The 21,173-nt window shown below is 33.8% G+C and carries 28 protein-coding genes; 19 read left to right on the top strand and 9 right to left on the bottom strand.

Going from position 1 to position 21,173, the window contains the following annotated elements; all coding sequences use genetic code 11:
• Positions 1-324 precede the first annotated feature (324 nt).
• The 12 genes from ACIQXJ_RS08375 (at position 325) to ACIQXJ_RS08320 (ending at position 8,852) form a co-directional block, all read left to right on the top strand.
• Entirely contained in the window at positions 325-546 is a 222-nt protein-coding gene (locus ACIQXJ_RS08375) for a transcriptional regulator (RefSeq protein WP_403052029.1), read from the top strand.
• Positions 543-1,802, top strand: coding sequence for a Y-family DNA polymerase (locus ACIQXJ_RS08370; RefSeq protein ID WP_403052026.1), 1,260 nt, complete (start codon positions 543-545; stop codon positions 1,800-1,802). The genes ACIQXJ_RS08375 and ACIQXJ_RS08370 overlap by 4 nt, the downstream gene beginning before the upstream one ends.
• An 11-nt stretch (positions 1,803-1,813) precedes the next feature.
• Positions 1,814-2,155, top strand: a complete 342-nt coding sequence (locus ACIQXJ_RS08365; RefSeq protein WP_401011637.1) for a YolD-like family protein — start codon at positions 1,814-1,816, stop codon at positions 2,153-2,155.
• On the top strand, positions 2,148-2,495 hold the full coding sequence (locus ACIQXJ_RS08360; RefSeq protein WP_403052023.1) for a YhjD family protein: 348 nt from the start codon (positions 2,148-2,150) through the stop codon (positions 2,493-2,495). Before ACIQXJ_RS08365 ends, ACIQXJ_RS08360 begins: the two co-directional genes overlap by 8 nt.
• Positions 2,496-2,727: 232 nt before the next feature.
• Complete coding sequence (locus ACIQXJ_RS08355; RefSeq protein ID WP_403052020.1) at positions 2,728-3,561, top strand: polysaccharide deacetylase family protein; 834 nt, start codon at positions 2,728-2,730, stop codon at positions 3,559-3,561.
• Positions 3,562-3,660: 99 nt separating this feature from the next.
• The gene (locus ACIQXJ_RS08350) at positions 3,661-4,215 is read left to right on the top strand and encodes an RNA polymerase sigma factor (RefSeq protein ID WP_403052017.1); all 555 of its coding nucleotides are present in this window, start codon (positions 3,661-3,663) and stop codon (positions 4,213-4,215) included.
• 6 nt (positions 4,216-4,221) lie between these two features.
• Positions 4,222-5,106 carry a DUF3298 and DUF4163 domain-containing protein gene (locus ACIQXJ_RS08345; protein ID WP_403052014.1) on the top strand — a complete coding sequence of 295 codons (885 nt, stop codon included), beginning with the start codon at positions 4,222-4,224 and terminating at the stop codon, positions 5,104-5,106.
• Between the two features lie 245 nt (positions 5,107-5,351).
• Positions 5,352-5,744 (top strand): hypothetical protein, encoded by a 393-nt coding sequence (locus tag ACIQXJ_RS08340; protein ID WP_401011627.1) that lies wholly within the window; start codon positions 5,352-5,354, stop codon positions 5,742-5,744.
• Positions 5,745-5,826: 82 nt separating this feature from the next.
• Complete coding sequence (locus tag ACIQXJ_RS08335) at positions 5,827-6,615, top strand: hypothetical protein (RefSeq protein WP_403052011.1); 789 nt, start codon at positions 5,827-5,829, stop codon at positions 6,613-6,615.
• On the top strand, positions 6,593-7,390 hold the full coding sequence (locus ACIQXJ_RS08330; protein ID WP_403052008.1) for a hypothetical protein: 798 nt from the start codon (positions 6,593-6,595) through the stop codon (positions 7,388-7,390). The genes ACIQXJ_RS08335 and ACIQXJ_RS08330 overlap by 23 nt, the downstream gene beginning before the upstream one ends.
• Positions 7,390-8,172 (top strand): hypothetical protein, encoded by a 783-nt coding sequence (locus ACIQXJ_RS08325; protein ID WP_403052005.1) that lies wholly within the window; start codon positions 7,390-7,392, stop codon positions 8,170-8,172. Before ACIQXJ_RS08330 ends, ACIQXJ_RS08325 begins: the two co-directional genes overlap by 1 nt.
• A gap of 20 nt (positions 8,173-8,192) precedes the next feature.
• Entirely contained in the window at positions 8,193-8,852 is a 660-nt protein-coding gene (locus ACIQXJ_RS08320; protein ID WP_403052002.1) for an ATP-binding cassette domain-containing protein, read from the top strand.
• Positions 8,853-8,891: 39 nt separating this feature from the next.
• Here ACIQXJ_RS08320 and ACIQXJ_RS08315 read toward each other — a convergent pair whose 3' ends face one another.
• On the bottom strand, positions 8,892-9,413 hold the full coding sequence (locus ACIQXJ_RS08315) for a hypothetical protein (protein ID WP_403051999.1): 522 nt from the start codon (positions 9,411-9,413) through the stop codon (positions 8,892-8,894).
• A gap of 124 nt (positions 9,414-9,537) precedes the next feature.
• Positions 9,538-10,491, bottom strand: a complete 954-nt coding sequence (locus tag ACIQXJ_RS08310) for a TDT family transporter (protein ID WP_403051996.1) — start codon at positions 10,489-10,491, stop codon at positions 9,538-9,540.
• Between the two features lie 131 nt (positions 10,492-10,622).
• Between ACIQXJ_RS08310 and ACIQXJ_RS08305 the strand changes: the two genes are divergently transcribed.
• Both ACIQXJ_RS08305 and ACIQXJ_RS08300 read left to right on the top strand, forming a co-directional pair.
• On the top strand, positions 10,623-11,435 hold the full coding sequence (locus tag ACIQXJ_RS08305; protein ID WP_403051993.1) for a LysR family transcriptional regulator: 813 nt from the start codon (positions 10,623-10,625) through the stop codon (positions 11,433-11,435).
• A 131-nt stretch (positions 11,436-11,566) separates the two neighbouring features.
• Positions 11,567-12,307 carry a lysozyme gene (locus ACIQXJ_RS08300; RefSeq protein WP_403051991.1) on the top strand — a complete coding sequence of 247 codons (741 nt, stop codon included), beginning with the start codon at positions 11,567-11,569 and terminating at the stop codon, positions 12,305-12,307.
• 25 nt (positions 12,308-12,332) lie between these two features.
• On the opposite strand, the gene ACIQXJ_RS08295 is transcribed toward ACIQXJ_RS08300, so the two are convergent.
• From ACIQXJ_RS08295 to ACIQXJ_RS08285, 3 genes are all read right to left on the bottom strand, one after another.
• Positions 12,333-12,788 (bottom strand): hypothetical protein, encoded by a 456-nt coding sequence (locus tag ACIQXJ_RS08295; protein ID WP_403051989.1) that lies wholly within the window; start codon positions 12,786-12,788, stop codon positions 12,333-12,335.
• A 782-nt stretch (positions 12,789-13,570) separates the two neighbouring features.
• Positions 13,571-13,690, bottom strand: coding sequence for a YjcZ family sporulation protein (locus ACIQXJ_RS08290; protein ID WP_172771354.1), 120 nt, complete (start codon positions 13,688-13,690; stop codon positions 13,571-13,573).
• A 172-nt stretch (positions 13,691-13,862) separates the two neighbouring features.
• The gene (locus ACIQXJ_RS08285) at positions 13,863-14,009 is read right to left on the bottom strand and encodes a YjcZ family sporulation protein (RefSeq protein WP_401016479.1); all 147 of its coding nucleotides are present in this window, start codon (positions 14,007-14,009) and stop codon (positions 13,863-13,865) included.
• 455 nt (positions 14,010-14,464) lie between these two features.
• On the opposite strand from ACIQXJ_RS08285, the gene ACIQXJ_RS08280 reads away from it, so the two are divergent.
• Positions 14,465-14,944, top strand: a complete 480-nt coding sequence (locus tag ACIQXJ_RS08280) for a GNAT family N-acetyltransferase (protein ID WP_403051987.1) — start codon at positions 14,465-14,467, stop codon at positions 14,942-14,944.
• Positions 14,945-15,080: 136 nt separating this feature from the next.
• Here ACIQXJ_RS08280 and ACIQXJ_RS08275 read toward each other — a convergent pair whose 3' ends face one another.
• The 3 genes from ACIQXJ_RS08275 to ACIQXJ_RS08265 all read right to left on the bottom strand — a co-directional run bounded on the left by ACIQXJ_RS08275 (position 15,081) and on the right by ACIQXJ_RS08265 (position 17,001).
• A complete protein-coding gene (locus tag ACIQXJ_RS08275) occupies positions 15,081-15,305 on the bottom strand; it encodes a gamma-type small acid-soluble spore protein (protein ID WP_403051985.1) in 225 nt (74 codons plus the stop codon).
• Positions 15,306-15,595: 290 nt separating this feature from the next.
• A complete protein-coding gene (locus ACIQXJ_RS08270) occupies positions 15,596-16,453 on the bottom strand; it encodes a manganese catalase family protein (RefSeq protein ID WP_403051982.1) in 858 nt (285 codons plus the stop codon).
• Positions 16,454-16,491: 38 nt separating this feature from the next.
• Complete coding sequence (locus ACIQXJ_RS08265; protein WP_403051979.1) at positions 16,492-17,001, bottom strand: DUF3231 family protein; 510 nt, start codon at positions 16,999-17,001, stop codon at positions 16,492-16,494.
• A gap of 158 nt (positions 17,002-17,159) precedes the next feature.
• Here ACIQXJ_RS08265 and ACIQXJ_RS08260 point away from each other — a divergent pair, with 158 nt between their 5' ends.
• From ACIQXJ_RS08260 to ACIQXJ_RS08245, 4 genes are all read left to right on the top strand, one after another.
• Entirely contained in the window at positions 17,160-17,369 is a 210-nt protein-coding gene (locus tag ACIQXJ_RS08260) for a hypothetical protein (protein WP_403051976.1), read from the top strand.
• A gap of 199 nt (positions 17,370-17,568) precedes the next feature.
• The gene (locus tag ACIQXJ_RS08255) at positions 17,569-17,706 is read left to right on the top strand and encodes a hypothetical protein (protein ID WP_403051973.1); all 138 of its coding nucleotides are present in this window, start codon (positions 17,569-17,571) and stop codon (positions 17,704-17,706) included.
• A gap of 87 nt (positions 17,707-17,793) precedes the next feature.
• Positions 17,794-18,639, top strand: coding sequence for an MBL fold metallo-hydrolase (locus ACIQXJ_RS08250; protein WP_403051970.1), 846 nt, complete (start codon positions 17,794-17,796; stop codon positions 18,637-18,639).
• A 1,049-nt stretch (positions 18,640-19,688) separates the two neighbouring features.
• Entirely contained in the window at positions 19,689-19,988 is a 300-nt protein-coding gene (locus tag ACIQXJ_RS08245; protein ID WP_403051967.1) for a hypothetical protein, read from the top strand.
• A gap of 184 nt (positions 19,989-20,172) precedes the next feature.
• Here the strand turns inward: ACIQXJ_RS08245 and ACIQXJ_RS08240 are convergent, their stop codons facing one another.
• Complete coding sequence (locus ACIQXJ_RS08240; protein WP_403051963.1) at positions 20,173-21,171, bottom strand: NADP-dependent oxidoreductase; 999 nt, start codon at positions 21,169-21,171, stop codon at positions 20,173-20,175.
• Positions 21,172-21,173: the final 2 nt, after the last annotated feature.

Genomic DNA, 21,173 nt, shown 5'->3' with positions numbered 1-21,173 from the left:
GATTAATTAGTATTGTGTGAATCCACATAACAAACATCAGAAAAATGCGATTTTAGATACTGCTTAGTCATTTTACAGACGTCTACTATATATGGATAATCCAGGGACTTATTTGAGTAACTGGTCTTTTTTTGTTTCCAAAAATTTAATCTTGCCAAGATACAAACATTTGTTCTATTATGTATACAAACAAGTGTTCTTACATAAGATAGGTAAAGGGGAAAATTATTGTGCCAATACTAATTAGGTAACCTGAAGCGAACAAAAATGGTTGCTATTGGATACAAAAATTTTTGAATGACTGGCACTGAGGAGGAAACTAAGATGAGAGAGCAACTGATTAAAGTTATGCAACGCAGTCAATTAGTGAACATGATGTATATAGCGAAAGATGGTTCCGTGACAAAAAGGCGTGTAAAAGTCATTAAAATTGTTGGCGATTCATTTCAAGCATTTTGTTTTACAAGACATGCAAGGCGTACTTTTTTAATCAGCAATGTTCTAGCCATTATTCCTATTGTTAGTAAGGGACGTGAAGTTGTATGAATTATGAAGGAATGCCAAATAGACCTATTATGTGTATCGATATGAAATGTTTTTATGCAAGCTGCGTAGCAATGTTACATGGGCTAGATATTCTTGAAACTCCAGTTGCAGTAGTAGCCAACTTTGACCAACCAGGCAGCGTAGTACTTGCCGCATCACCACTGATGAAAGAGAAATTTAAAATCAAAACTGGAAGTAGACGCTATGAGATACCAAAGCATCCTGACATTAGATTGTTTGAGCCTAAAATGAGTTTCTTTATTCAAATGTCGATGACGATTACCAAATTGCTTTCTAATTACGTACCGGTTGATGCTATACATGTATATAGTGTGGACGAAAGCTTTGTTGATTTAACTGGCACTGAAAAGCTATGGGGCTCGCCTGAGGAAACGGCTAAGGAAATACAAAAAGCTATTCTTGATCAATTTAATGTACCTAGTGCAGTAGGTATGGGTCCAAACATGTTAATAGCTAAATTAGCTTTAGACCTTGATGCCAAGAAAACGGGTTTTGCCAAATGGACGTATGAGGATATTCCAAAGAAATTATGGCCTGTACGACCTCTATCCGAAATGTGGGGCATAGGAAAACGAATGGAATCAAATCTAAATGCTATGGGAATACAAACTGTTGGTGGTTTAGCTCATACAGATTTAGAAGAATTAGAAAAGCGCTTTGGTGTAATGGGCAATCAGCTCTATTACCATGCATGGGGAATAGATTTGTCCAAATTAGGAGAGCCGTTAATAACAAACGGAGCTTTAAGTTTTGGGAAGGGTCAAATGCTAATGAGGGATTATCACACACGAAAAGAGATTTCGGTAGTGCTCCTAGAAATGTGCGAAGACGTAATGAAACGAACACGTGATGCAGGGTTTGTTGGCCGTACAATCAGCTTAGGTCTTTCGTATAGTCACAATGCTATGACCAAAGGGTTTCATCGTTCTAAAACAATTGCAGTGCCGACAAGTGAAACGCTTGTGATGTATAAAGCTTGTATTGAATTACTGGATGAACATTTTGCTGGAGAGCCAGCACGACAATTATCAGTCAGAATATCCAACCTAGAGAAAGAACATAGCATTCAATTGGATTTATTTGATGAACGTAAACCACAACGTCAAATCATTGGTCCTACAATGGATGCAATACGCAATAGGTTTGGAGCTACTTCAATATTAAGAGCAGTTTCTTATACAAAAGCTGGTACAGCTATTAAACGAGATCGCTTAGTTGGTGGTCATTTGGCATAGGAGTGAGTGGAATGATAAAGGATAGAGGGAATATTAAATGGGCATCGATGATGTTACCAGAACATTTGGAGCTGCTTAGAGCGTGTAAACAAATAGAATATGTAGAGCCACCAAGAGAGCTAACGGATTGGGAGTTAGAAGAATTACAACAAACAATAAATCAAGCCTATAATCAGCAAATAAATATTAAGTTAGAAGTATGGATGGACAGTAAAACTACGCAATGGATTGGATTAATAAAATCGATTAATTTCAATACCAATGAACTTATACTGGAGACACTTATAAAAACTAAACGCATTCCTTTACAGCATGTACAATCAGCACAATTGGAAGCTGATTATTATGATTAAAGCTGAGGAGAGACAGTTATTACACAAATATTTGTTGTTGGAGTTAGCTGTGAAGTCATTGCAAATCGATTATAAAAAAACAGAACAATTTAAAATGAAAATAGTCTTTCTACCTTTAATGGATTCATTGCTCAAGGAACTGCGTCAAGAATATTTTAACCTCAAACGTCAGCTTGCACAGCACCGCATACGAGTAGTAGGATGGCAGCCTGTAGATGAATACTTTAGTGACGTGCAAGTCGCGACGGCAGGTAATGATGTAGTGCTCCGCTACGCTAATCAGGCCCTTAAATCACAAGTGGAAAAGCTGTTGATTAATCATATAAGCAATAGCAAATGACAGGTACTCATTAGAGACCTGTTTTTTATAATAAAGAAGCCATTTAAGTAGTAGCATTCACAGAACTGTGCTATTTTTAATGTGTTTTTTACAGATTGGCTGGGTAGAAAAATGCTAAAGCACAATTGCTACAAAAAAATTATATTTTTTTAAAATTCATTGAAACTTTTTCAACTCTCTTATTCTCTTCTATTTTATAAAGATTAATTTTAGAAAAGAAAGGTGTATTGGAATGAAAGGAAGGAAAAGAATTAGATGGGCTAGAATTGTGGCGGTCATTGTGTTCTTTACTATAATGCTAGGAACTAGTTATTACTTATTAGGTGGAAAAATCGAGGAGCATGGACAAGCTGAAAATTTTGTAAGTAATGAGGCAAGCCTTGTAGAAACCGAAGTAATAGCAGAAGAAATTGAACCTAATGTGGAAGTAATAGAAGAAGTAGTAGAATCAATTGCATTAAATCCAGATGGAAAATACATAGCCCTTACATTTGATGATGGGCCGAGCTCAAAAGTAACACCACGGGTATTACAAACTTTAAAGCAGCATGATGCAAAAGCAACTTTCTTTATGTTGGGGAACAGAGTTGAAATGTATCCAAATATTGCGGCACAAGTAGCTGCTGAGGGTCATGAAATAGCAAATCACACTTTTAGTCATCCAAATTTAAAGAAATTGACGCATAAAGAAATGATAGAAGAAATAGATAAAACGAACAATATTATTGAAATGGCAACAGGTATAACATCAACTTTATTTCGTCCTCCATATGGGGTATACAATCAAGATATTTTAAACTATACAACGTCAAATAATTATACTACCATTCTTTGGTCTGTTGATTCACTAGATTGGAAAAGTCGTAATCCAATAACGATAAAAAAAGAAATTTTAAGTAATGTCACAAATAGATCTGTCGTATTAATGCATGATATTCATACAGCAACAGCAGAGGCTTTACCAGAGTTATTAATGTCACTAAAAAAAGAAGGATATGAATTTGTAACAGTATCGGAACTTTTAACGCTAAAAGAAGAAAAAGTCGATCCCTATTTTGGCAATTGATTGTGCCGGGAAACAAAACTAATCAATTAAAACATTCAAGATGTTTGTTCAATCATTCGTAGATTGCATTCCCTCGTATCATTAAAGGGAGGTGAGTCTTTGGATACGCAAGTAGTCGAAGAAAAATTTAACGAAATTTATGACAAAACTTATCATCAATGTTTAATATATGTCATTAGTAAATGCAATCATACGAGTGTTATTCCTGATATTATTCAAGAAATATATTTAGCGCTTTATCAAATACTAAAGGAAAAGGGACTCGATTACATTAAAAATCCAGAGGCCTATGTAATACGAATCGCTAAATCTAAAATCTACAACCATTATTCTTTAAAGGAAAAAGTAAAAAGTATCATACCGTTGTTTGATATAAATAAAGAAGATAAAGAATATAATCAGGCGGATATAAATAGTGAGCTATACGAAAATGAAATAGAGATTACATTAGAAAATAAAGAAGTGCTATCGGATATTTGGCGCTTTTTGCAAACAAAACCACAAAAAGTGCAAAAGGTATTTTACCTATTTTATTATGCTGAACTATCAATTCCTGAAATTGCTCAATTACTGCATTTAAATCAATCCACGATAAAAAATCATATTTACCGCACCACTCACGAAATACGAAAAAAGTTTGGGAAGGACGGTTGAAGCTAAATGAAGGAGCATGAACGAAAAGTATTAAAACGTGTTATTGAAGAAAACTTAGCGAATAAGGAATTGATACGAAAAAAAGTACTATCGATGGCTGAAAATGAAACAGTACCGAAGAAGAGAGTAACAATTATGAAAATGAAATCTATTGCAATTCCTTTAACGGCATGTCTTATATTTATGTTCTTTGTAAACTTAAGCCCTACATTTGCACTGGCGGTGTCAAAGGTTCCTGTACTAGGGGCTGTAGCCAAAGTAATTACAATTGATGAATATATAGAAAAGACCGATTTTATTGATGCGCATATTAAAATTCCACAATTCACTGATATAGCTAATCCGTCAATAGAAAATCAAATCAATACGATGATTAAGGAAAAAATTGAGAGCCTTGCGGAGAAGGCAAAGCAAGACTCAGCTGAGTTTAAGAAAAACTTCCTTGGGGAAGGAGAGGATGCCGAGGATATTGACTATACGCCTAGCACATACAAATTTGATTACGAAGTGAAAAGTTCAAATGAACAGACTTTGTCATTTATCATTAATGAAACAGAAACAACAAACGGACTAACGTTTGACACGAAATATTTTTATAATATTGACCTGAAAACAGGAAAAGAACTAACACTCGCTGATATACTTGGTCCAGATTACGAGAAAAAAGTAGATCCAGAGATTGAACGTCAAGTGAAAGAACGTGCGAAAGATGATGCAAATCTATTATGGTATTATGAGCAATACTATGCTTCAAAGGGAGTTGGCGGAATAGATGAGTATACATCTAAAAACTTCTATATCAATGAACAAGGGAACCCTGTCATCTTTTTCTACGAATATTACATTGCCCCACCATATGCAGGCCCACAGGAATTTGAGATAAAACGCTAAACAGTATTGAAACATATAGAGGAAGACTAGCTACTTATAAATAAAAAGTAGCTGGTCTTTTTGTATAACACGAAACAGTATGGAATGGAAAAATAGTAACTTTATATTATTGTTAATAAAATGTTAATTAAATATAGTGATTTTAACAAAAAATACTTTACGAAATAAACTGAATAATAGTAAAATTATAATAATTGAATGACCGAAAATAGTGAGAAACACATTACAATCCGAAGGAGAGCAAAATGAAGAAATCTAAACTTTTTGCTAGTATTGTAGCTGTTAGTTTGTTGACTATAGGGTTTGGTTCATTTGCAAATGCGTCCCCAACTTATCACGAATATTCAGGGAAAGTTCAAGTAATAAGTGATTTAGAAACTAATGATGCCGTTAAAGAAAATACGGGCAGTGCTTACAATTTAGTGTCGTATATACAGAGGGGCAAATTAGTGTCATGGGTAGAAAAGGGGACTAGAAATGTAACAACAAAAGAAATGTACTCAGAACGTAAGACTGTTCCAATGGATTATTTAGGGAATGCGAGTTCATTAGTAGGAGAAAAGGTTTATTTAAATATATCTACTTCAATAGGAACATTTGAATCAGTTGATACTGCAGGAACGTGGACACCTAATTAATCGATTTGATAAAAAACCTCAATTTTTGGTCATTCAATCAATTGATTAAAAATGATGAAAGTTGAGGTGTTATGAGTTGCTGATGTATATCAAACAAGAGTTTAAAAGAGCATTGTTATCCAAAATGGGACTTATCACAATGGTATCCTCTATTTTACTAGTGTTTATTGGTATGCTGGAAGCATTAATATGGATTAATAGCGGGGTGATTTCAATTGTATACGCCTTTTTACAAGGCTATAACGCTGGTACTGCATCATATATTGTCATTACATTTCCAATTATCGCATGCATGCCGTTCGCGAATTCCTATCGAACAGATATACAAACAGGATTCCATCATTATATACAATACCGTATGAAAAAAAGCCGCTATATGACAATTCGTTTAGCTGTCAATGCACTTGCCGGAGGGATAGCTGTTGCAATTGGTCCTATCATTGCTTTTACTTTTTTAATGGTTTTAAAGCTTCTATTAAATGTACCAATGTTAAGATCCGAGCAAAGTTTGGAACCGGTGCTTTTTTTTCAAAGTATCGGTATAAGTTCACCAATTCTCATGATGATGATAATGATTGGAATTATGTTTTGTTGTGGGATGATTTTTGCAACTCTTGGTTTAGGAATATCAGCGATAATTCAAAATAAATATATTGCGATATTTATACCGTTTATTTATTTAATTGTTTCAGTGACAGTATTGGCGAAAATTCACCCTGCTTTAAATGCGATGGCATTATTTGATGTGGATATCATCGACCAATATCAGATTGAACAAACTTTTCTATACGGCGTAGTGCTTGTTGTAGTGGGGATGACACTATTTTTTATAGGAGGGGCATCGAAGATTGAAGAGCGGTTTAAAGAGTAAAAAACAATTAAAGCTATATTCATCCAAAAAAAGTATCATTTTTGTTTATATTGTGTTGATGCTATATTTCTATAATTTGTTACTATCAACAAAATTACTCGAAGGAAATATCTTTGATTTATTACTTCATCTTACAGAGTTTCATCCTCTTTTTTATGTTATCATGCCTGCATTTACATTGATGCTAATTTCATACTTTTCAATAGGGAATGTGCAAAACTATTTGCTATTTCGTTTTTCTACAAAACGGCATTGGTATCATGCAAACCTATTACGAGTAGCAAAGTCAGCTACATATTTCTGTCTAATGCTTGTTGCCATAATGGTACTTGAAGCTATATTTGTCTTAGATTTTAAGAATCAATGGAGTAATTATAGTGTTCAATACTATAAACATCATACTGAGTTATTGAGAAATAGCACACCTACTTTCTTAACTACGTTGTCAGTCATTCTGTTATGGTTGTTTTTAATATTTTTTGGACTGCTTTTTTACATAAGCTATGTATTTACAGGAAGGATATTATTAGCTTGTTTAGTCGTTCTTTTAGTCAACATGTTGAATATAGGTGTGTTTTTATCAAAAATAACGGCGATATCTGCCTATTTATTTTATGACCATATCAATATTTTTCAATATACTAGCACAATGTCTGAAATAGGAGAAGTTCCCTATATAATTCTACAGTATTGGATTGTGTTAATTTTAATACTATATTTCATTGGATTTTACATTATCAAAAAAAAGGATATGTATATTGGAGAGAGAAAATAATGCTGAATAAATTGGTTTGCTACTATTTACGTTCTTTCTTTAACCTTACGTATGTTCTATGTATCGTTGGCGTTTTTGTACTGAATGGTATTCTTGTTCATGCCTCATATGACGATCTCATTCCAGATGGCTATGCAAATCAGATTGTATTTATGTTCTATATGCCTTTAAATATCCAATTCGACTTATTACGTTGGTTATTGATTTTTATACCTATCCTCCTATTTCTTAGTTCGTTTATTTTACGTGAGATGCGTGATCATCCAACATACCTCATTCTAAGAATGAAAAGTTACCGTCATTGCTTTCACAGTATGTTTATTGCCATTTGCATTAGTTTAGTTGGAACACTTGGAATAGGTTATGGGGTTACGGGAATAGTTGTTTTCTTATTAAATCATCAAATAGATCAAAGTGACATAGGCTTATCGTTGTTCCTAAACACGAATGGATGGCAACTACTGTTAAATCATTTTTCGCTATTTATCTTGACGTTATTGTTATTACTTATTGTCCACACTATTTTTTCGTTTATTATGCATAATGCTGTCTTCGCAATGTTCACCGTTATTATTAGTATGATTTCATCGGCTACTATCGGTTATTTGTTTCCATCCTTACTAAAGTTTTTACCGTTAACGTATTTCTTGCTCGGTTTGAGAGAAATGCAGGAGGTAACCTTTGCTTGGTCTAATAGTATAATCCTGCTATGTATCGTTTTGTCCTATTGTGTGCTTTATATGCTTTTTATTAATTTACGAGAAAAAATAGTTGGTGTTTAACGTAAAAGGGGGTTGTATAAATGACAATACTCGAAATACACAATTTATATAAAAAGATAAAGGGCCGTGAGCTGCTGAAAAATATAAACTTAGTCATTGATAAACCTGGAATATACGGGATTGTTGGAAGAAACGGTTCAGGCAAAAGTCTATTATTTAAGACGATTGCAGGGCTATTTGTTCCGAGTAGTGGCACTGTAAGTGTGTTTGGTGACATTATCGGGAAAGGGAATTTTCCGAAATCCTTTGGTGCACTGTTAGATACGCCGGGATTTCTGACACATTATTCAGGTTTCCAAAACTTAAAGATACTCGCCTCAATTCAAAACAAAATCAATGATAAGGATATTGAAAATGTTCTGACATTAGTTGGCCTCGATTTTAATGATAAAGGACCGGTTCGTAAATATTCTTTGGGCATGCGGCAAAGGTTAGGGATTGCACAAGCTGTTATGGAAAACCCACAATTACTATTATTGGATGAACCGATGAATGGACTGGATGAATCAGGTGTATCGGAAATGCGCGATATGATTCTTAACTTTAAAAAGCAGGAAATAACCATTCTTTTAGCGAGCCATAATCCTGAAGATATTTCTTTACTTTGCGATGAGGTTTACAAAATGGATGCAGGGGAGTTAGCTCGTCATACTATTAATAAGGGGACACAGCTTATTTAAAAATACAGCATCCTGGAAAAGGATGCTGTTTGGGGTAATCTAATCTATCAATTCAACAAATTCCTGGATGTTTTTCTCAATAAGGTCATTTATTTTTCTAACTGTTAATGGTGTTATTTGGTCAAACATAGTATGGAGCGGAATAATAGAAGCTTGAATTTCTTTGTTTTTGTCTAGGTCTTCACGTGTAACAGTAAAGTTTGCTAAAGTGTTCGGATAATTATTTTGTAGAAATACTCGTTCAATCTTTTCAAAAAGCGCTAGCAAGGGCTCATCCTCAAAATACTTAGTACTGGCTTTAAGTGCTAGCCAACTTTTAGGTTGGGCGTAATAATAGGCACTCCACCAATAAAATTCAATAAGCGATTTACTGGCATGGTTATAATACGTATAAAATACAAATAACGCCTTTTGACCTTGGGATAATTGCATGTAAAATTGTTCTTTAAATTGGGTAGTATCCGTTTCATTGGATATGCCCTTTTTATAAAGATGAATAAGTGGCTCAAAGCATTGGTCGCTTAAGTCAGAAGCAGTTAAATTAAAACCTTTTTTTTTCATTTTTACCAACAAAATATTATCACACTCCCTACTTAAATTATACTACATTTGGAAATTACATATGAAAATAAATTAAAAGCAACCATATTAGGTTGCTTTCTTCGTTAGGATTCAACTGAACTAGTTAAATCGAATTTGCTCTAGTATCAATATATTGTTTTGTAAGATAAATAACATATTTATATAAAACATAAAAAACAATAATAAACGCAATAATCGATTCCAAAATGGCAACCCAATGGAACAGTGCTGAAGTAAATCCTAGTTGGTTATAAAAATTGGTAGTTGCAGTAATGGCAGTTGCTGAAATGACTAAAGGAAACGTGAATCCAGCATAGCTTGGATAAAAGTCAATAGTTAGTAATTTTGGAAGCTGAGTCAAAATGAGAAAATATAGTCCTTGAGATAAGACAAATAGCAATGTGACAATTAGGACATTTTTATTATCAAAAGCATTTAAATAGCCTGTTAAACAAAGAGATCCTGGTGCCGCAATAATTGTAATAAGGGGAAGTGTAGAATCCTCCATATTTTTTATATTAAAGACACGGTGCAAAATTATTGGTAATAACACTAAATATAAAGATAATGCAATCCAGAAAATCCAACGGCCAAATGCAGGATAAAAATTACATGACGTTACAGTAATAACGCCTATACCTACATAAGTAATAAACCAACTAGGATAAACGTGATGGAGTTTTACTGATTTTGTTATTAAGAAATAGTGTGTGAAATAAGCCATTAACATAAAATGCACGATAACAATACCTAGCCATAAATAAGACAAATAAGGTGTTAGCCAATCGACTTCAAGAAAATAAGTGCAAATAATCATCAATCCCATTGTAAAAGTGGGAGCTACTGAAGCCACAATCGGATTTTTTAAAAGAGAAAATGTATGTTTAAATGTAAAGATGAGTTTAAATATTACCAAGCACATTAATACCATTCCAATAAGGCCGACTAAAATACCAAATCTCGGCATTCCATCAGTTTTTATAAGATTTCCTAAAGAAACTAGTGCTAAAATTAAGCCACAAATAGGTATAGGAATGTTTTTAAGAAAGTTTTTCATTATGTTCCCTCCGGTTAATTAATTCAATTTTACCTTGTATAATCATTGTAAATCGGATTATACTATTTGTGAAATTGATAATTTGGATACCAATTATTAATAAATCCAATAATTGAATCGGAGTGTTGAGTATGTTTCAAAGTTTAAAAACATTTGTGAAAGTATATGAAATGAAAAACTTTACAAAGGCAGCGGAAGAGTTATATCTATCACAACCAACAATATCCACTCAAATACTTAATTTGGAGAAAAAATTAAATGTGACCCTATTTACTAGAAAAGGGCGACATGAGATTATTCCAACTAGAGATGCTGATTTTCTATATAAACGAGCGCAAAGTATTTTAGATAACTGGGAAGATACAATAGAAACACTTAATAACAAAGAAATTGTCCGAACAAAATGCCGTATTGCCTGTTCTAATACATGTGGGATTTACTTTCTTCCAAATATAATGAAGTCTATTCTAGAGAACTTTCCGGATATGGATTTTTCCTTACAATTGATGAATTCAGAAGAAGTAGTAAAACGCTTAAAACAAAACGAAGCGGATTTAGGGTTTATTGAAAAAATAGTGGATACAGGCAGCTTGAAACGAAGTCTATTAAATGTAGATCAACTTGTATTAGCTGGTGATCCTGAATCTAGTTACTGGTTAAACCGTGAAGAAGATTCGGGGACACAATTTTACTCCGATATGTATGTAAAAGAGAATAATGTAAAACCGATACATATTTATCTAAATAACAATGAAATGATAGCGGCGTTGCTAAAGGCGGGAATAGGACAAACCGTAATTTCCCAAAAAATTGTACCTGAGGGTGTTAATTGGCAAGCATTGTCTCCGAAATATACTCGAAACTTTTATTTTTTGGCAAAAGAAAACCAATTAAAAACAAGAATCAACGAGTTAGAAAAGTTTATTATGGATAGAGGTGCCTGACACTCAGACAATTCAGAATTGTTTGAGTGTCAGGCACGTGGGCTCAGTATATATGTGAACGTTCACTACATCGGGAATTGAATATGCTAGAGAAGGTGCAGAAATTTAAACGAGAGAGAGGAGGATTTAATATGGAAATTTCAAATAATGCACTAACGCTCATTGCAAAATGGGAAGGGTTTCGCGCTGATGCTTATGTTGGTTCAGATAATGTTTGGACAATTGGCTATGGTACAACAAAATGGCCAAGTGGAAAATTAGTAGAAAAGGGGCAAACAATTTCAAGAGAAGAAGCGTGGGAACTACTGAGAAAGCAAGCTCAAGAGCATGCAAATACAATAGAATACTATGTTAATGTTCCTCTTAACCAAAATCAGTACGATGCTCTTGCCAGTTTCCAATATAATTTAGGACGCTACATTCTAAGAAACAGCACACTATTAGAATACTTGAATAATAGGCAATGGGAACAAGTAACCAAAGAGATGTTATTATACATCTATGCCGGAGGGAAAAAGCTCCAGGGACTTGTTAATCGTCGTTTGGACGAAATTGCACTTTTTTTAAAGCCAGTGGCGATAGTTGATGTAAGTAAAAAAATCGAATATATGGAGCTTGACAAGGAGCCAAAGAAATTTCGTATTCAAAGTGGGAGATACAGTAGTCAAGAAGCAATGATGGCCGCGATGAACGAAGCAATAAAACAGAAATATTTATCGTACGTAGAACCAGTAAAAGATAGTTCAAATGAGAATGGTTGGCGGTTTATTAGCGGTTGGTATAATACCCAAGAAGAAGCAAAAATAATTGCCGAAAGAGCTATCATAGCAGGGAAATTAAACTACGCAACGATTCGTGGTACAGCGCAATAGTAGTGTGACAGGCACTCAAACAATTTTAAATTGTTTGAGTGCCTGTCACCTTAATAACGAATCGAGGTTCGTAATCACTAATCACTTCAAAAATCCCATCATTGTAACAATAGATATGATGCTCTACGTTTGGTATCTCTTTACTTCCTAACCAAGGTAATTGATCAAACCACTCAATATAATCTGAATTGCTCATTTTGTAAAACCACTCAGCACAAGGATTGATTGGTGAGTTTTGTTCAATGGCTTCGTTGACAAGTGGCAATAAGTCCGACCTTGGGATTTCACCAACATATCTGAAAGACCAAACAAAATCTTGGATTGGAGAAATTTTATCATAAATAATATCAACTTCTGTTCCGTTAGTATCTGTCAATGTTAAATATAAACCAAGATCACTATAATTTAATCTAGCATTTACGATTTGAGCCCTTAGTAAACATGTTACTGGTTGCCAAATATGAAGTTTGCGTGTACTCATAATAACTCCCCCAGAAGTGCCTGTCTCCTAAAAGACCAAGATTGCGTAGTTTGCTATCTTGGTCTTTTTTTTATCTATCATATTCATAGTCGTAAGGAACATTTTTATTACCACATCCAACAAGTAAAAATGAAAATGATACTATTAAAATTGAGCAAAAAAATAATTTCTTCATATAAAATAATATTCCTCCGTTTCACACGAGCCAGTCCTATTGTTTACATTTTATTGGAACCATTCTATAAAGTATATAATAAAAATTTCTTTAAAACTGTAATTTTTCTGTTTGTAAGATAAGAATTTACAATTGAAGACATACAAGTAGGCAAGTGTGCACGTATTTCATTTAAAACTGAATCTTGATAGGGGTTAAATAGGTAAAAGATAATACCTTGAAGTTGGAAAATAAGCTAGCAGATATATAAATGGTCCATATTAATTATGTATATTTTTGAACAGCGTTGATATGACAACACTCAGTTGTTATATCCGTAGATAGTTAAGAATACCGCTAACTGGTCGGAAAATATAAACATGAACACATTTCAAATACAGGGATGATCCAACGCGTTTAGAAAAGATGCATTACATAAGGTAAAATAAATTAAGATTGTAATGAGAGCCGATATTACTAGGGAACGAAAAAGCAGCTCTCAGAAAGAAAAAGGCCACAAAGAAAATGTGACCTTTAAAAGAAAGAATGGTAGGTAAAGGATAAGTCTACGTTATCCAAAAAATTATGGGCTCGAAAGCGAGCGCAGAATCAGTGAGCATTTTAAATACTAATATGAGATGAAAGTAGCGCCAACAATAATTAGAAGGATAAATAGTACTACAATTAGCGCAAATGATGAACCTGATCCATAACCATTACCACTACCACCATAATATTCTTGAGACATAATTACTTCCCTCCATTCTATAATTTATTTCTTTCTAAAATTAATATATGAAAAGTTGTGAAAATGAATTGCGATAAATATCTAGAGTATATAAATTGAAAAATAAATGTTACTACTTGGAGGTTCAATTAAGAGAAGGGTAAGAGACTTTGATTAAAACTAAAAAAAAAGATTAATACACGATAGTAGCTCCCACAATGATTAATAGAATAAATAGAACAACGATTAAAACAAATGTAGAACCATAACCGCCGCCTTCATTGCCGCCTCCATAATAACAACTATTGTTGTAATTTCCAACATTTCCTTGGTATCCCATGACTATCCCTCCTTTCTAATTATATAATATGTATAGTTTTAAAAAGTGTAGAGGTTTTTATCCAACCCTTTAGAGCTAACATTTTGAAAATATTAATCGTGATACATTTTGTGAACAAACAAGTGGTACCTGTAGAAGTGAAATAGAAGGTTACGACGGTCAACAATACTAAAACTTATAAATGCGATAAAAAATTCTCAATCTTCTGTGACTACTTTTTTTAACTGACATTTGCCATAAACCATTGTTTATCTTATTTTGTGTTATAATGAATTGACTAAACCATTTAGAGCTGTAGCGTGTGACGACGCTGCAGCTTTTTTCAGTTTTAATGTGTATTCAAATACAAAAGGATTTCCGCCATCTAATCAATTTTTAAATATTTCAGAAATAATGACCAAAACCTAAGTGGATAGTAAAATATAGGAAATAAAAAATAAGTGAGGAATAGTCATATGGAAAAATTTAAACAGATTGAATTAAAGCATTTTTCAAGTAAATATCTGAAAGAACTAAATTCTTTTGTACTTACAGAAGAACAAAAACAATTTTCTGCACTACCAAGCAAATTTGAAGAAATTAATGAAGGACAGTATCGTGTTGTTATTTTAAGTGATAATACACCTGTTGGTTTCTTCCTCCTTAATTCAAATGAAAGAGTAAAGAAATATTCGAGTAATTTGAATGCTTTGTTATTGACTGCACTATCCATTAATCATACAGAGCAAGGAAAAGGGTATGCAAAACAAGGAATGACATTACTCGGTGAGTTTGTTAGAGCGGAATTCCCGAATTGCGATGAAATAGTTTTAGTTGTAGACAAAGATAATATACCTGCACAAAAACTATATTTAAAAGTGGGATTTGAAGATACAAATGAGAGGTTAACAGGTCGTATTGGCGAAGAAATTATCATGAGACAATTAATAAAATAAAAATAACTTACGTGTATCATGACCAGAGTCGATTTTACATTTTGTAGCTCAACTCTGGTTTTTATGTGGAAAGTTTTGTAAAACAATCAAATGAAGATAAAAAAAAACCGACAAAAAATTTGTCGGTTTAAAAAGCTTAATTTGAATTATTTTCATTTGCAAATCGACCAGATGCGAATTTTTTGTTCGCCTCAGCTTGTTGGATTTGTTGTTTAATTTGATTAACATCAGATTCCATCCCGAATTCTTGACTCATTGAGTTCGCAGATCCAGAAGCTTGTTGTTTGTTCGCTTCAGCTTGTTGAATTTGTTGTTTAATTTGATTAACGTCAGACTTATTCCCAAAGTTTTGGTTTGCCATTGTAAATCACCTCCTGAATATAGCTTGTGCAGAAGGTGTTTTTGTATCCTACAAATATTTTTAATCTCAGATCTTTTTAATGAAGCAATTTAACAGATCGATATAGCTTAAGCAAAAAAAGGGTCACAATGCAAAGAAGTGACCCTAAGTAAGAATTGAGGGAGGTAGTGACGGTCAACTAGCGCCACAACCTAATAAGTGCGTGCGATACACTCAATAATAATGTGTGCAAATTAAGGTTACTTATACATTAAAAAGCTGCAACGTCGTCACACGTTACAGCTTAATGATTAATTATTCATATCTTTAAGACCAGGACTGTGTTCATTTGGCATCTCTGGCATAAGTGGTACTGGGAATCCTTCAGGTGGTGGAGTCACTTCTAAATCTCCGCCATTCCTACTTGGAGTTTGGCCTTGAAAGATTTCACCGATACGTGTTGGATCTAATCTAAAGTTAAATTGAGCATTATGATAACCCATTTCAACGAACTTCCTACACTCAGGATATTTGTTAATATCGTAGTTCGGTACAGGGAATAGTTTTCCCCAATCAACACCTAAAGTTTCTAATGCTTTAGCAAATGCATTTTGATGAGCATTGTCACGAACAATTAGAAAAGCTAGTGTTTCCCTAAAGGTTTGATTAGAACTCATTTCATATATCCGTGTTTTTTGAAGAACTCCAGTTGACTCAAGTACTAAATTATCTAATAAATCTGCTATTAAGTTTCCGTGTGCATATACCCACGAACCATTCCAAGGATTACCTGCAGCATCAACAGGTAAAGATGATTGTGCTCCCACAATATAATGGTGTGGATTTGCATGTCTAACGGCATCATCTAAAGGAGCTTGGTCTATACCATGATTTCCAGGTGCAGAAGAATCGCCAGAATCATTTAGTAGTTGGTTAATTGTATTTTGTACTAGTTCTACGTGAGCAATTTCTTCTAAGAAAACACCGCGAAGCAAATCACGGTATTGTGTTTCTTTGCCTCTGAAATTTGAACTTTGAAAGAAGTATTGCATCATGGTTCTCATTTCACCATAATGCCCACCTAGTATTTCCTGCATTACACGTGCTGCTTGAGGATCGGGTTTGTCAGGTTTAATAATATTAATTAACTCTTCTTTGTAATAATACATTTTTTCACTCCTCGATTCGATTCAGTGGGGAAGTGATTTTATTTTTCTGGATAATCAACATGTAATGGCGGTGGTACAAGCCAGCCTTTATTTTTATTAAGACGTAGTAATTTAGAACCTAGTAGAGCTTTTGCTGTGTGGAATTGACCATACATTAAAGCTATATCTTCTCGAGTAGAAGTTCCCATTGCTTGGCTGCATGCAACTAATCCAGCAGCTAAATCAGCAGAAAGAGCAGCACTTATTTCTGGATCATTAAATTTTGCGCCTGGAGGAATATCTTCCATTCTTGCAACAGGTCGTTCAGGTGATGCAGGTGGTAAAGCGATACCATTCGTTTTAAGAATTTTTTCTAATTGCTTTACTTCTTCTCTACATGCTTCAATGGTATCTTCAAGTATCTTTTTAAGATCTTCATCACCAGCGTGATTATAAAACGTTTGATAGCCAGAAATCATACCATAGTCTGCAATTAGACTAGTCCAAACACTAAATACTTCACCATAATGCAATGGTTCATCCTTTGGGTTTCCACCTAATATTCCCATATTTACACTTCCTTTTAGTTTTTTTTCAAACAAGGATAGTATGAAGTAATGTTATGAGAATTATGTATATAAAAAGTAAGGTTTTTTAAAAGCAATATAAGAATAAAACATATCCTTTTTGCTCACGATAAGCTGAATATTTTAAAGGGGATGATTGGATGTTCAATCGTTTATCAGCACAAAATGGTGTATTTAGATTACCGCCAATACAGCGGAAAAATAATAAAGAGTTAGATGTTGCTATTGCTGATCTCGAAGCAAGAGGATTTCGGTTGGTAAGGCGTGGTATTCAAAATGAACGAGTTCAAACGATTAAAAATCCAACTTATAATAAAGTATGGGCTATAATGGAAAAACTTATGTTTTGAATTTAAACTACATGCTTTTATGAAAAATACAAAAAAGCTACAGTGCTTATTATCACTGCAGCCCTATAAGTAGTGAAACACTACGAAATATTATTTTGGCTGGATGTTGTTTATTTATACGTTATTTGTAGTATTCGTAAAGTAAAAAGTATAAATCCTGCTGATAAGGATAGATTAGTATCTATTGGAGGTGAGTCTCATGACTAAAGAAAAGAAAAAGAACGAATTAGAACAAGAAGAATTTGCAAATGAATTTTTACCTGAAGAGTTTGAAGAAGAAAAAGAAGAAGAAAAACAACAACAGAAAGAACAACAATTTAAGAAAGAAAAGAAGTAAGAAAATAGTGCCACAATCTTCGGGTTGTGGCTTTTCTTACATTAAAATACCAGTTCTAATGGGCGAAAGGGAAGGAAGGGGTTTAATATGGACAATGATTTGAATTATGGTGAAGATTATAAGTTTATACCTGCTACTTCGGTGGGAAATGGGGTCGGTATAGAAGTAATGCCTGATTTATATCAGTATACAATTCAAATTGTAAATATTGTGCTTTATGGTAATAAGAATACAAATGAATTTGTTCTTATTGATGCAGGTATGCCAAAAAGCGCGGAAGAGATTATTTCAGTAATAGAGGAACGATATGGTCCTAATTCTCGTCCTAAAGCAATAATTTTGACTCACGGCCATTTCGATCATGTCGGAGGAATTATAGAATTAATAAAGCGTTGGAATGTCCCTGTTTATGCCCATTCTTTAGAAATTCCTTATTTAACAGGAAAACAAAACTATCCAGAACCTGATCCTTCTGTAAGTGGTGGACTAATTGCCAAAATGTCACCTTTATTCCCTAATGAAGCAATTAACTTAGGTGACAATATTGAATCAATTCCTTCAGATGGAAGTATTCCTTTTATGCCAGGTTTTCGGTGGATACACACACCTGGTCATTCACCAGGACATATCTCATTGTTTCGTGAAAAGGATCGAGTTCTCATTGCTGGAGATGCATTTGTTACTGTCAAACAAGAATCTCTTTATAAAGTATTAACACAAACAAAAGAAATTAGTGGTCCACCTCAATATTTAACAATGGATTGGCAAGCTGCTCGAGAATCTGTTGAGAAGTTAGAAGCGCTAAAACCTCTCATTGCTATTACAGGTCATGGATTAACGATGAAAGGAGAAGAACTCAAAATCAACCTTAAGAAGCTTGTAGAAAATTTTGATCAAATCGCTCTACCAAAGCACGGGAAATATTCAAATTAATGCATACACTAATCAAGTGGAGTAACAACCATAATAAAGATAGTGCTCTAACGCGACAATTAGTGAATAATACGTAAAAGCCTTTACCTTGCATGGTAAGGTTTTTCAACTATTCCCTATGAATAATTAATGATCTTTAAAAGGCTATTATCCTAAATTAGAAACACAAGTTCTTGTTGTTTATTGAAAGATTTCGTCGGAGAAAACATTGTTGGCAAGAAAGAGTTACTTTATTCCAACTGCTGTCACTCAGTGATTGAACAAGGGCAAGATGAATTAATCATTGATCAGAAATTCTGCTGGTAATGTAAAACTTGTCGTTTCTTGCGCTTACCCGGGAAATTATTTTTTTATTTCCTAGCCTAAAAACATTTCCAAATAGGGAAATACATATAAGAGATTGATCTGTGTAATCTGAAATAGAAACTAACAGGTTAGTTCGCAAGGGAAAGACAGAGCGAGTGTCCATAGTGTAAATAATGATTAAGTGATAAAATTAAATTGTTATCGATAGGAGGTGTAATGAATGGCGTTTTTCATTGTAATGATATTTTTGGCTATATGTATTGGGATTGTAACTACATTGAAAAAGACAGGTTGTAATAATGTTAATTCTTCTAGTAGTTCTAGCTATTCAGGTAATAATGCGACTGACTTTAATACAACAGGTTCTGTAATTTCGTTAATTAACACGGATAATAATAATTGTTCGGACACCACTTCGAGTAGCAGTGATTCTTCAGGAAGCTCGTGCGATTAAGTATTTGAGTCATTTCTAAATCGGAGATGGCTTTTTTATTTTACTAATCAGCTAGCATTTGGGATGAATCATTAATTGAACCATATTGTAAAGAGCGGAAACAATAGAAAGTTAAGATTTCTTTACCTTGCCGAAATTCTATTGATTTCATATAGAAATAAAATTAAGATGTTGACGGGGAAATAAGTTGAAAACTATTGCTGACGGATCGCCGTATGCGATGAAAGTCGCTCGTACGGTGAAGGCTCGTTATAAACTGAGAAGATAAAACGAGAATAGCGGAAATGTAGTGCCAGTAAATCCAGCAATTAACTTAAAGGCAACACCTGGAGCGACAGGCTCTGGGGAAATAAATATATCTTGGAACGGCAATAGTGATCCAAATTGGTCACATTATACAATGTATATTTTAGTTTCCAATACTAATGAAGCTGACGAGAGCAGTCCAAAGTATGCGGATATTACTTATAAAGGTAACGATGGTTTCGGTGATTGGCACAGTCCAGGAACAAGGGTTTCATATGCGCTTTATTATATTATGAAAGATGGTTCTAAAACTGTTCAAAAAGTTACTGTTACTGCTCCATAATTGAAGCAAAAGAAAACCTCACTATTTCAGTGAGGTTTCTATTTATCCATAAATGGGGCGCTAACACAATAGTTTACTAGGTGGATTTAAAGGCATTGTTAGAGGACAAAGATTTACATGCCTACTTGGTCTCACTATTTGATATAGTGCAAGTCATATGGAAAAGAAGCAGTTGTTATTGGAACTATTTGATCTTTAAAATCACTTTCCCTTTAGCTCTTCCAGATTCTACGTATTCCATTGCCTTTTGTGCATCTTCGAATAAAAAAATTCGATCAATTAAAGGTGTAATTTTACCTGACTCAATGAAGTCTGCGATAATACGTAATTGATCGCCACTTGGCTTCATAAATAAAAACGAATATTGAGCCTTATGCTTCTTTTCAAGAGAAGTAAGTTTATGACTTGCTACAGAAAATAACAATGTTTTGAAAAGCCCTGAGCCATATTCTTTAGCAAAACGAGCATTCGGCGTACCCGAAACGGAAACAATTTTCCCTCCGTCTTTAATAATATTAAAAGATTTTTCAAGTGTTTGTCCTCCAAGGGTATCAAACACTGCATCATAATTTTTAAGTATATCTTCAAATTTTTCTGTTTTATAATTGATTACTTCATCTGCACCAAGAGATGTAACTAAATTTGCGCCAGCTTCACTAGCAGTTGTTGCCACTATGGCACCCATAACTTTTACCAGTTGAATAGCAAACGTACCGACACCACCGGAACCGGCATGAATTAAAATTTTTTGCTCTTTTTGTAATTGCATGATGTCATGTAAAGCTTGGTAAGAGGTTAGGCCAATAAGGGGAATAGATGCAGCTTCCTCAAAGCTCAAATTTTTAGGCTTTAGCGCTACATCATCTTCATGAACAGAGATATATTCCGCAAAAGTACCGATTTTATTCTTGCGTGGACGTGCATATATTTCATCTCCAACTTTAAAACGAGTCACTTTTTTGCCAACCTTAATTACAACGTCAGAAAAATCATTTCCGAGAATAAACGGCATTTCATACTTGAGTAACATTTTCACTTTTCCATCACGTATTTTAAAATCAATAGGATTAATACTAGCTGCATGAATTTCTGCAAGTACCTCGTAATCATTCATTTCAGGTGTAGGTATTTCCGTTAAACGCATCGGAGCTTTACCATATTTATCAATAACCAAAGCTTTCACTG

The sequence above is a fragment of the Lysinibacillus sp. NPDC097868 genome, assembly GCF_044761135.1.
Classification (GTDB): Bacteria; Bacillota; Bacilli; order Bacillales_A; family Planococcaceae; genus Lysinibacillus.
The sequence above is the reverse complement of the archived record's forward strand: the minus strand, read 5'-3'. Positions and strand labels throughout refer to the sequence as shown.

Bases quoted from the DNA above. Each gene is read 5' to 3' on its own strand.
- ACIQXJ_RS08365 (WP_401011637.1), top strand. From the start codon at position 1,814: ATGATAAAGGATAGAGGGAATATTAAATGGGCATCGATGATGTTACCA.
- ACIQXJ_RS08335 (WP_403052011.1), top strand. From the start codon at position 5,827: ATGTATATCAAACAAGAGTTTAAAAGAGCATTGTTATCCAAAATGGGA.
- ACIQXJ_RS08265 (WP_403051979.1), bottom strand. From the start codon at position 17,001: ATGGGAATATTAGGTGGAAACCCAAAGGATGAACCATTGCATTATGGT.
- ACIQXJ_RS08375 (WP_403052029.1), top strand. From the start codon at position 325: ATGAGAGAGCAACTGATTAAAGTTATGCAACGCAGTCAATTAGTGAAC.
- ACIQXJ_RS08305 (WP_403051993.1), top strand. From the start codon at position 10,623: ATGTTTCAAAGTTTAAAAACATTTGTGAAAGTATATGAAATGAAAAAC.
- ACIQXJ_RS08340 (WP_401011627.1), top strand. From the start codon at position 5,352: ATGAAGAAATCTAAACTTTTTGCTAGTATTGTAGCTGTTAGTTTGTTG.
- ACIQXJ_RS08325 (WP_403052005.1), top strand. From the start codon at position 7,390: ATGCTGAATAAATTGGTTTGCTACTATTTACGTTCTTTCTTTAACCTT.
- ACIQXJ_RS08275 (WP_403051985.1), bottom strand. From the start codon at position 15,305: ATGGCAAACCAAAACTTTGGGAATAAGTCTGACGTTAATCAAATTAAA.
- ACIQXJ_RS08260 (WP_403051976.1), top strand. From the start codon at position 17,160: ATGTTCAATCGTTTATCAGCACAAAATGGTGTATTTAGATTACCGCCA.
- ACIQXJ_RS08320 (WP_403052002.1), top strand. From the start codon at position 8,193: ATGACAATACTCGAAATACACAATTTATATAAAAAGATAAAGGGCCGT.
- ACIQXJ_RS08280 (WP_403051987.1), top strand. From the start codon at position 14,465: ATGGAAAAATTTAAACAGATTGAATTAAAGCATTTTTCAAGTAAATAT.
- ACIQXJ_RS08300 (WP_403051991.1), top strand. From the start codon at position 11,567: ATGGAAATTTCAAATAATGCACTAACGCTCATTGCAAAATGGGAAGGG.
- ACIQXJ_RS08355 (WP_403052020.1), top strand. From the start codon at position 2,728: ATGAAAGGAAGGAAAAGAATTAGATGGGCTAGAATTGTGGCGGTCATT.
- ACIQXJ_RS08255 (WP_403051973.1), top strand. From the start codon at position 17,569: ATGACTAAAGAAAAGAAAAAGAACGAATTAGAACAAGAAGAATTTGCA.
- ACIQXJ_RS08290 (WP_172771354.1), bottom strand. From the start codon at position 13,690: ATGTCTCAAGAATATTATGGTGGTAGTGGTAATGGTTATGGATCAGGT.
- ACIQXJ_RS08270 (WP_403051982.1), bottom strand. From the start codon at position 16,453: ATGTATTATTACAAAGAAGAGTTAATTAATATTATTAAACCTGACAAA.
- ACIQXJ_RS08250 (WP_403051970.1), top strand. From the start codon at position 17,794: ATGGACAATGATTTGAATTATGGTGAAGATTATAAGTTTATACCTGCT.
- ACIQXJ_RS08285 (WP_401016479.1), bottom strand. From the start codon at position 14,009: ATGGGATACCAAGGAAATGTTGGAAATTACAACAATAGTTGTTATTAT.
- ACIQXJ_RS08345 (WP_403052014.1), top strand. From the start codon at position 4,222: ATGAAGGAGCATGAACGAAAAGTATTAAAACGTGTTATTGAAGAAAAC.
- ACIQXJ_RS08295 (WP_403051989.1), bottom strand. From the start codon at position 12,788: ATGAGTACACGCAAACTTCATATTTGGCAACCAGTAACATGTTTACTA.
- ACIQXJ_RS08310 (WP_403051996.1), bottom strand. From the start codon at position 10,491: ATGAAAAACTTTCTTAAAAACATTCCTATACCTATTTGTGGCTTAATT.
- ACIQXJ_RS08315 (WP_403051999.1), bottom strand. From the start codon at position 9,413: ATGAAAAAAAAAGGTTTTAATTTAACTGCTTCTGACTTAAGCGACCAA.
- ACIQXJ_RS08360 (WP_403052023.1), top strand. From the start codon at position 2,148: ATGATTAAAGCTGAGGAGAGACAGTTATTACACAAATATTTGTTGTTG.
- ACIQXJ_RS08370 (WP_403052026.1), top strand. From the start codon at position 543: ATGAATTATGAAGGAATGCCAAATAGACCTATTATGTGTATCGATATG.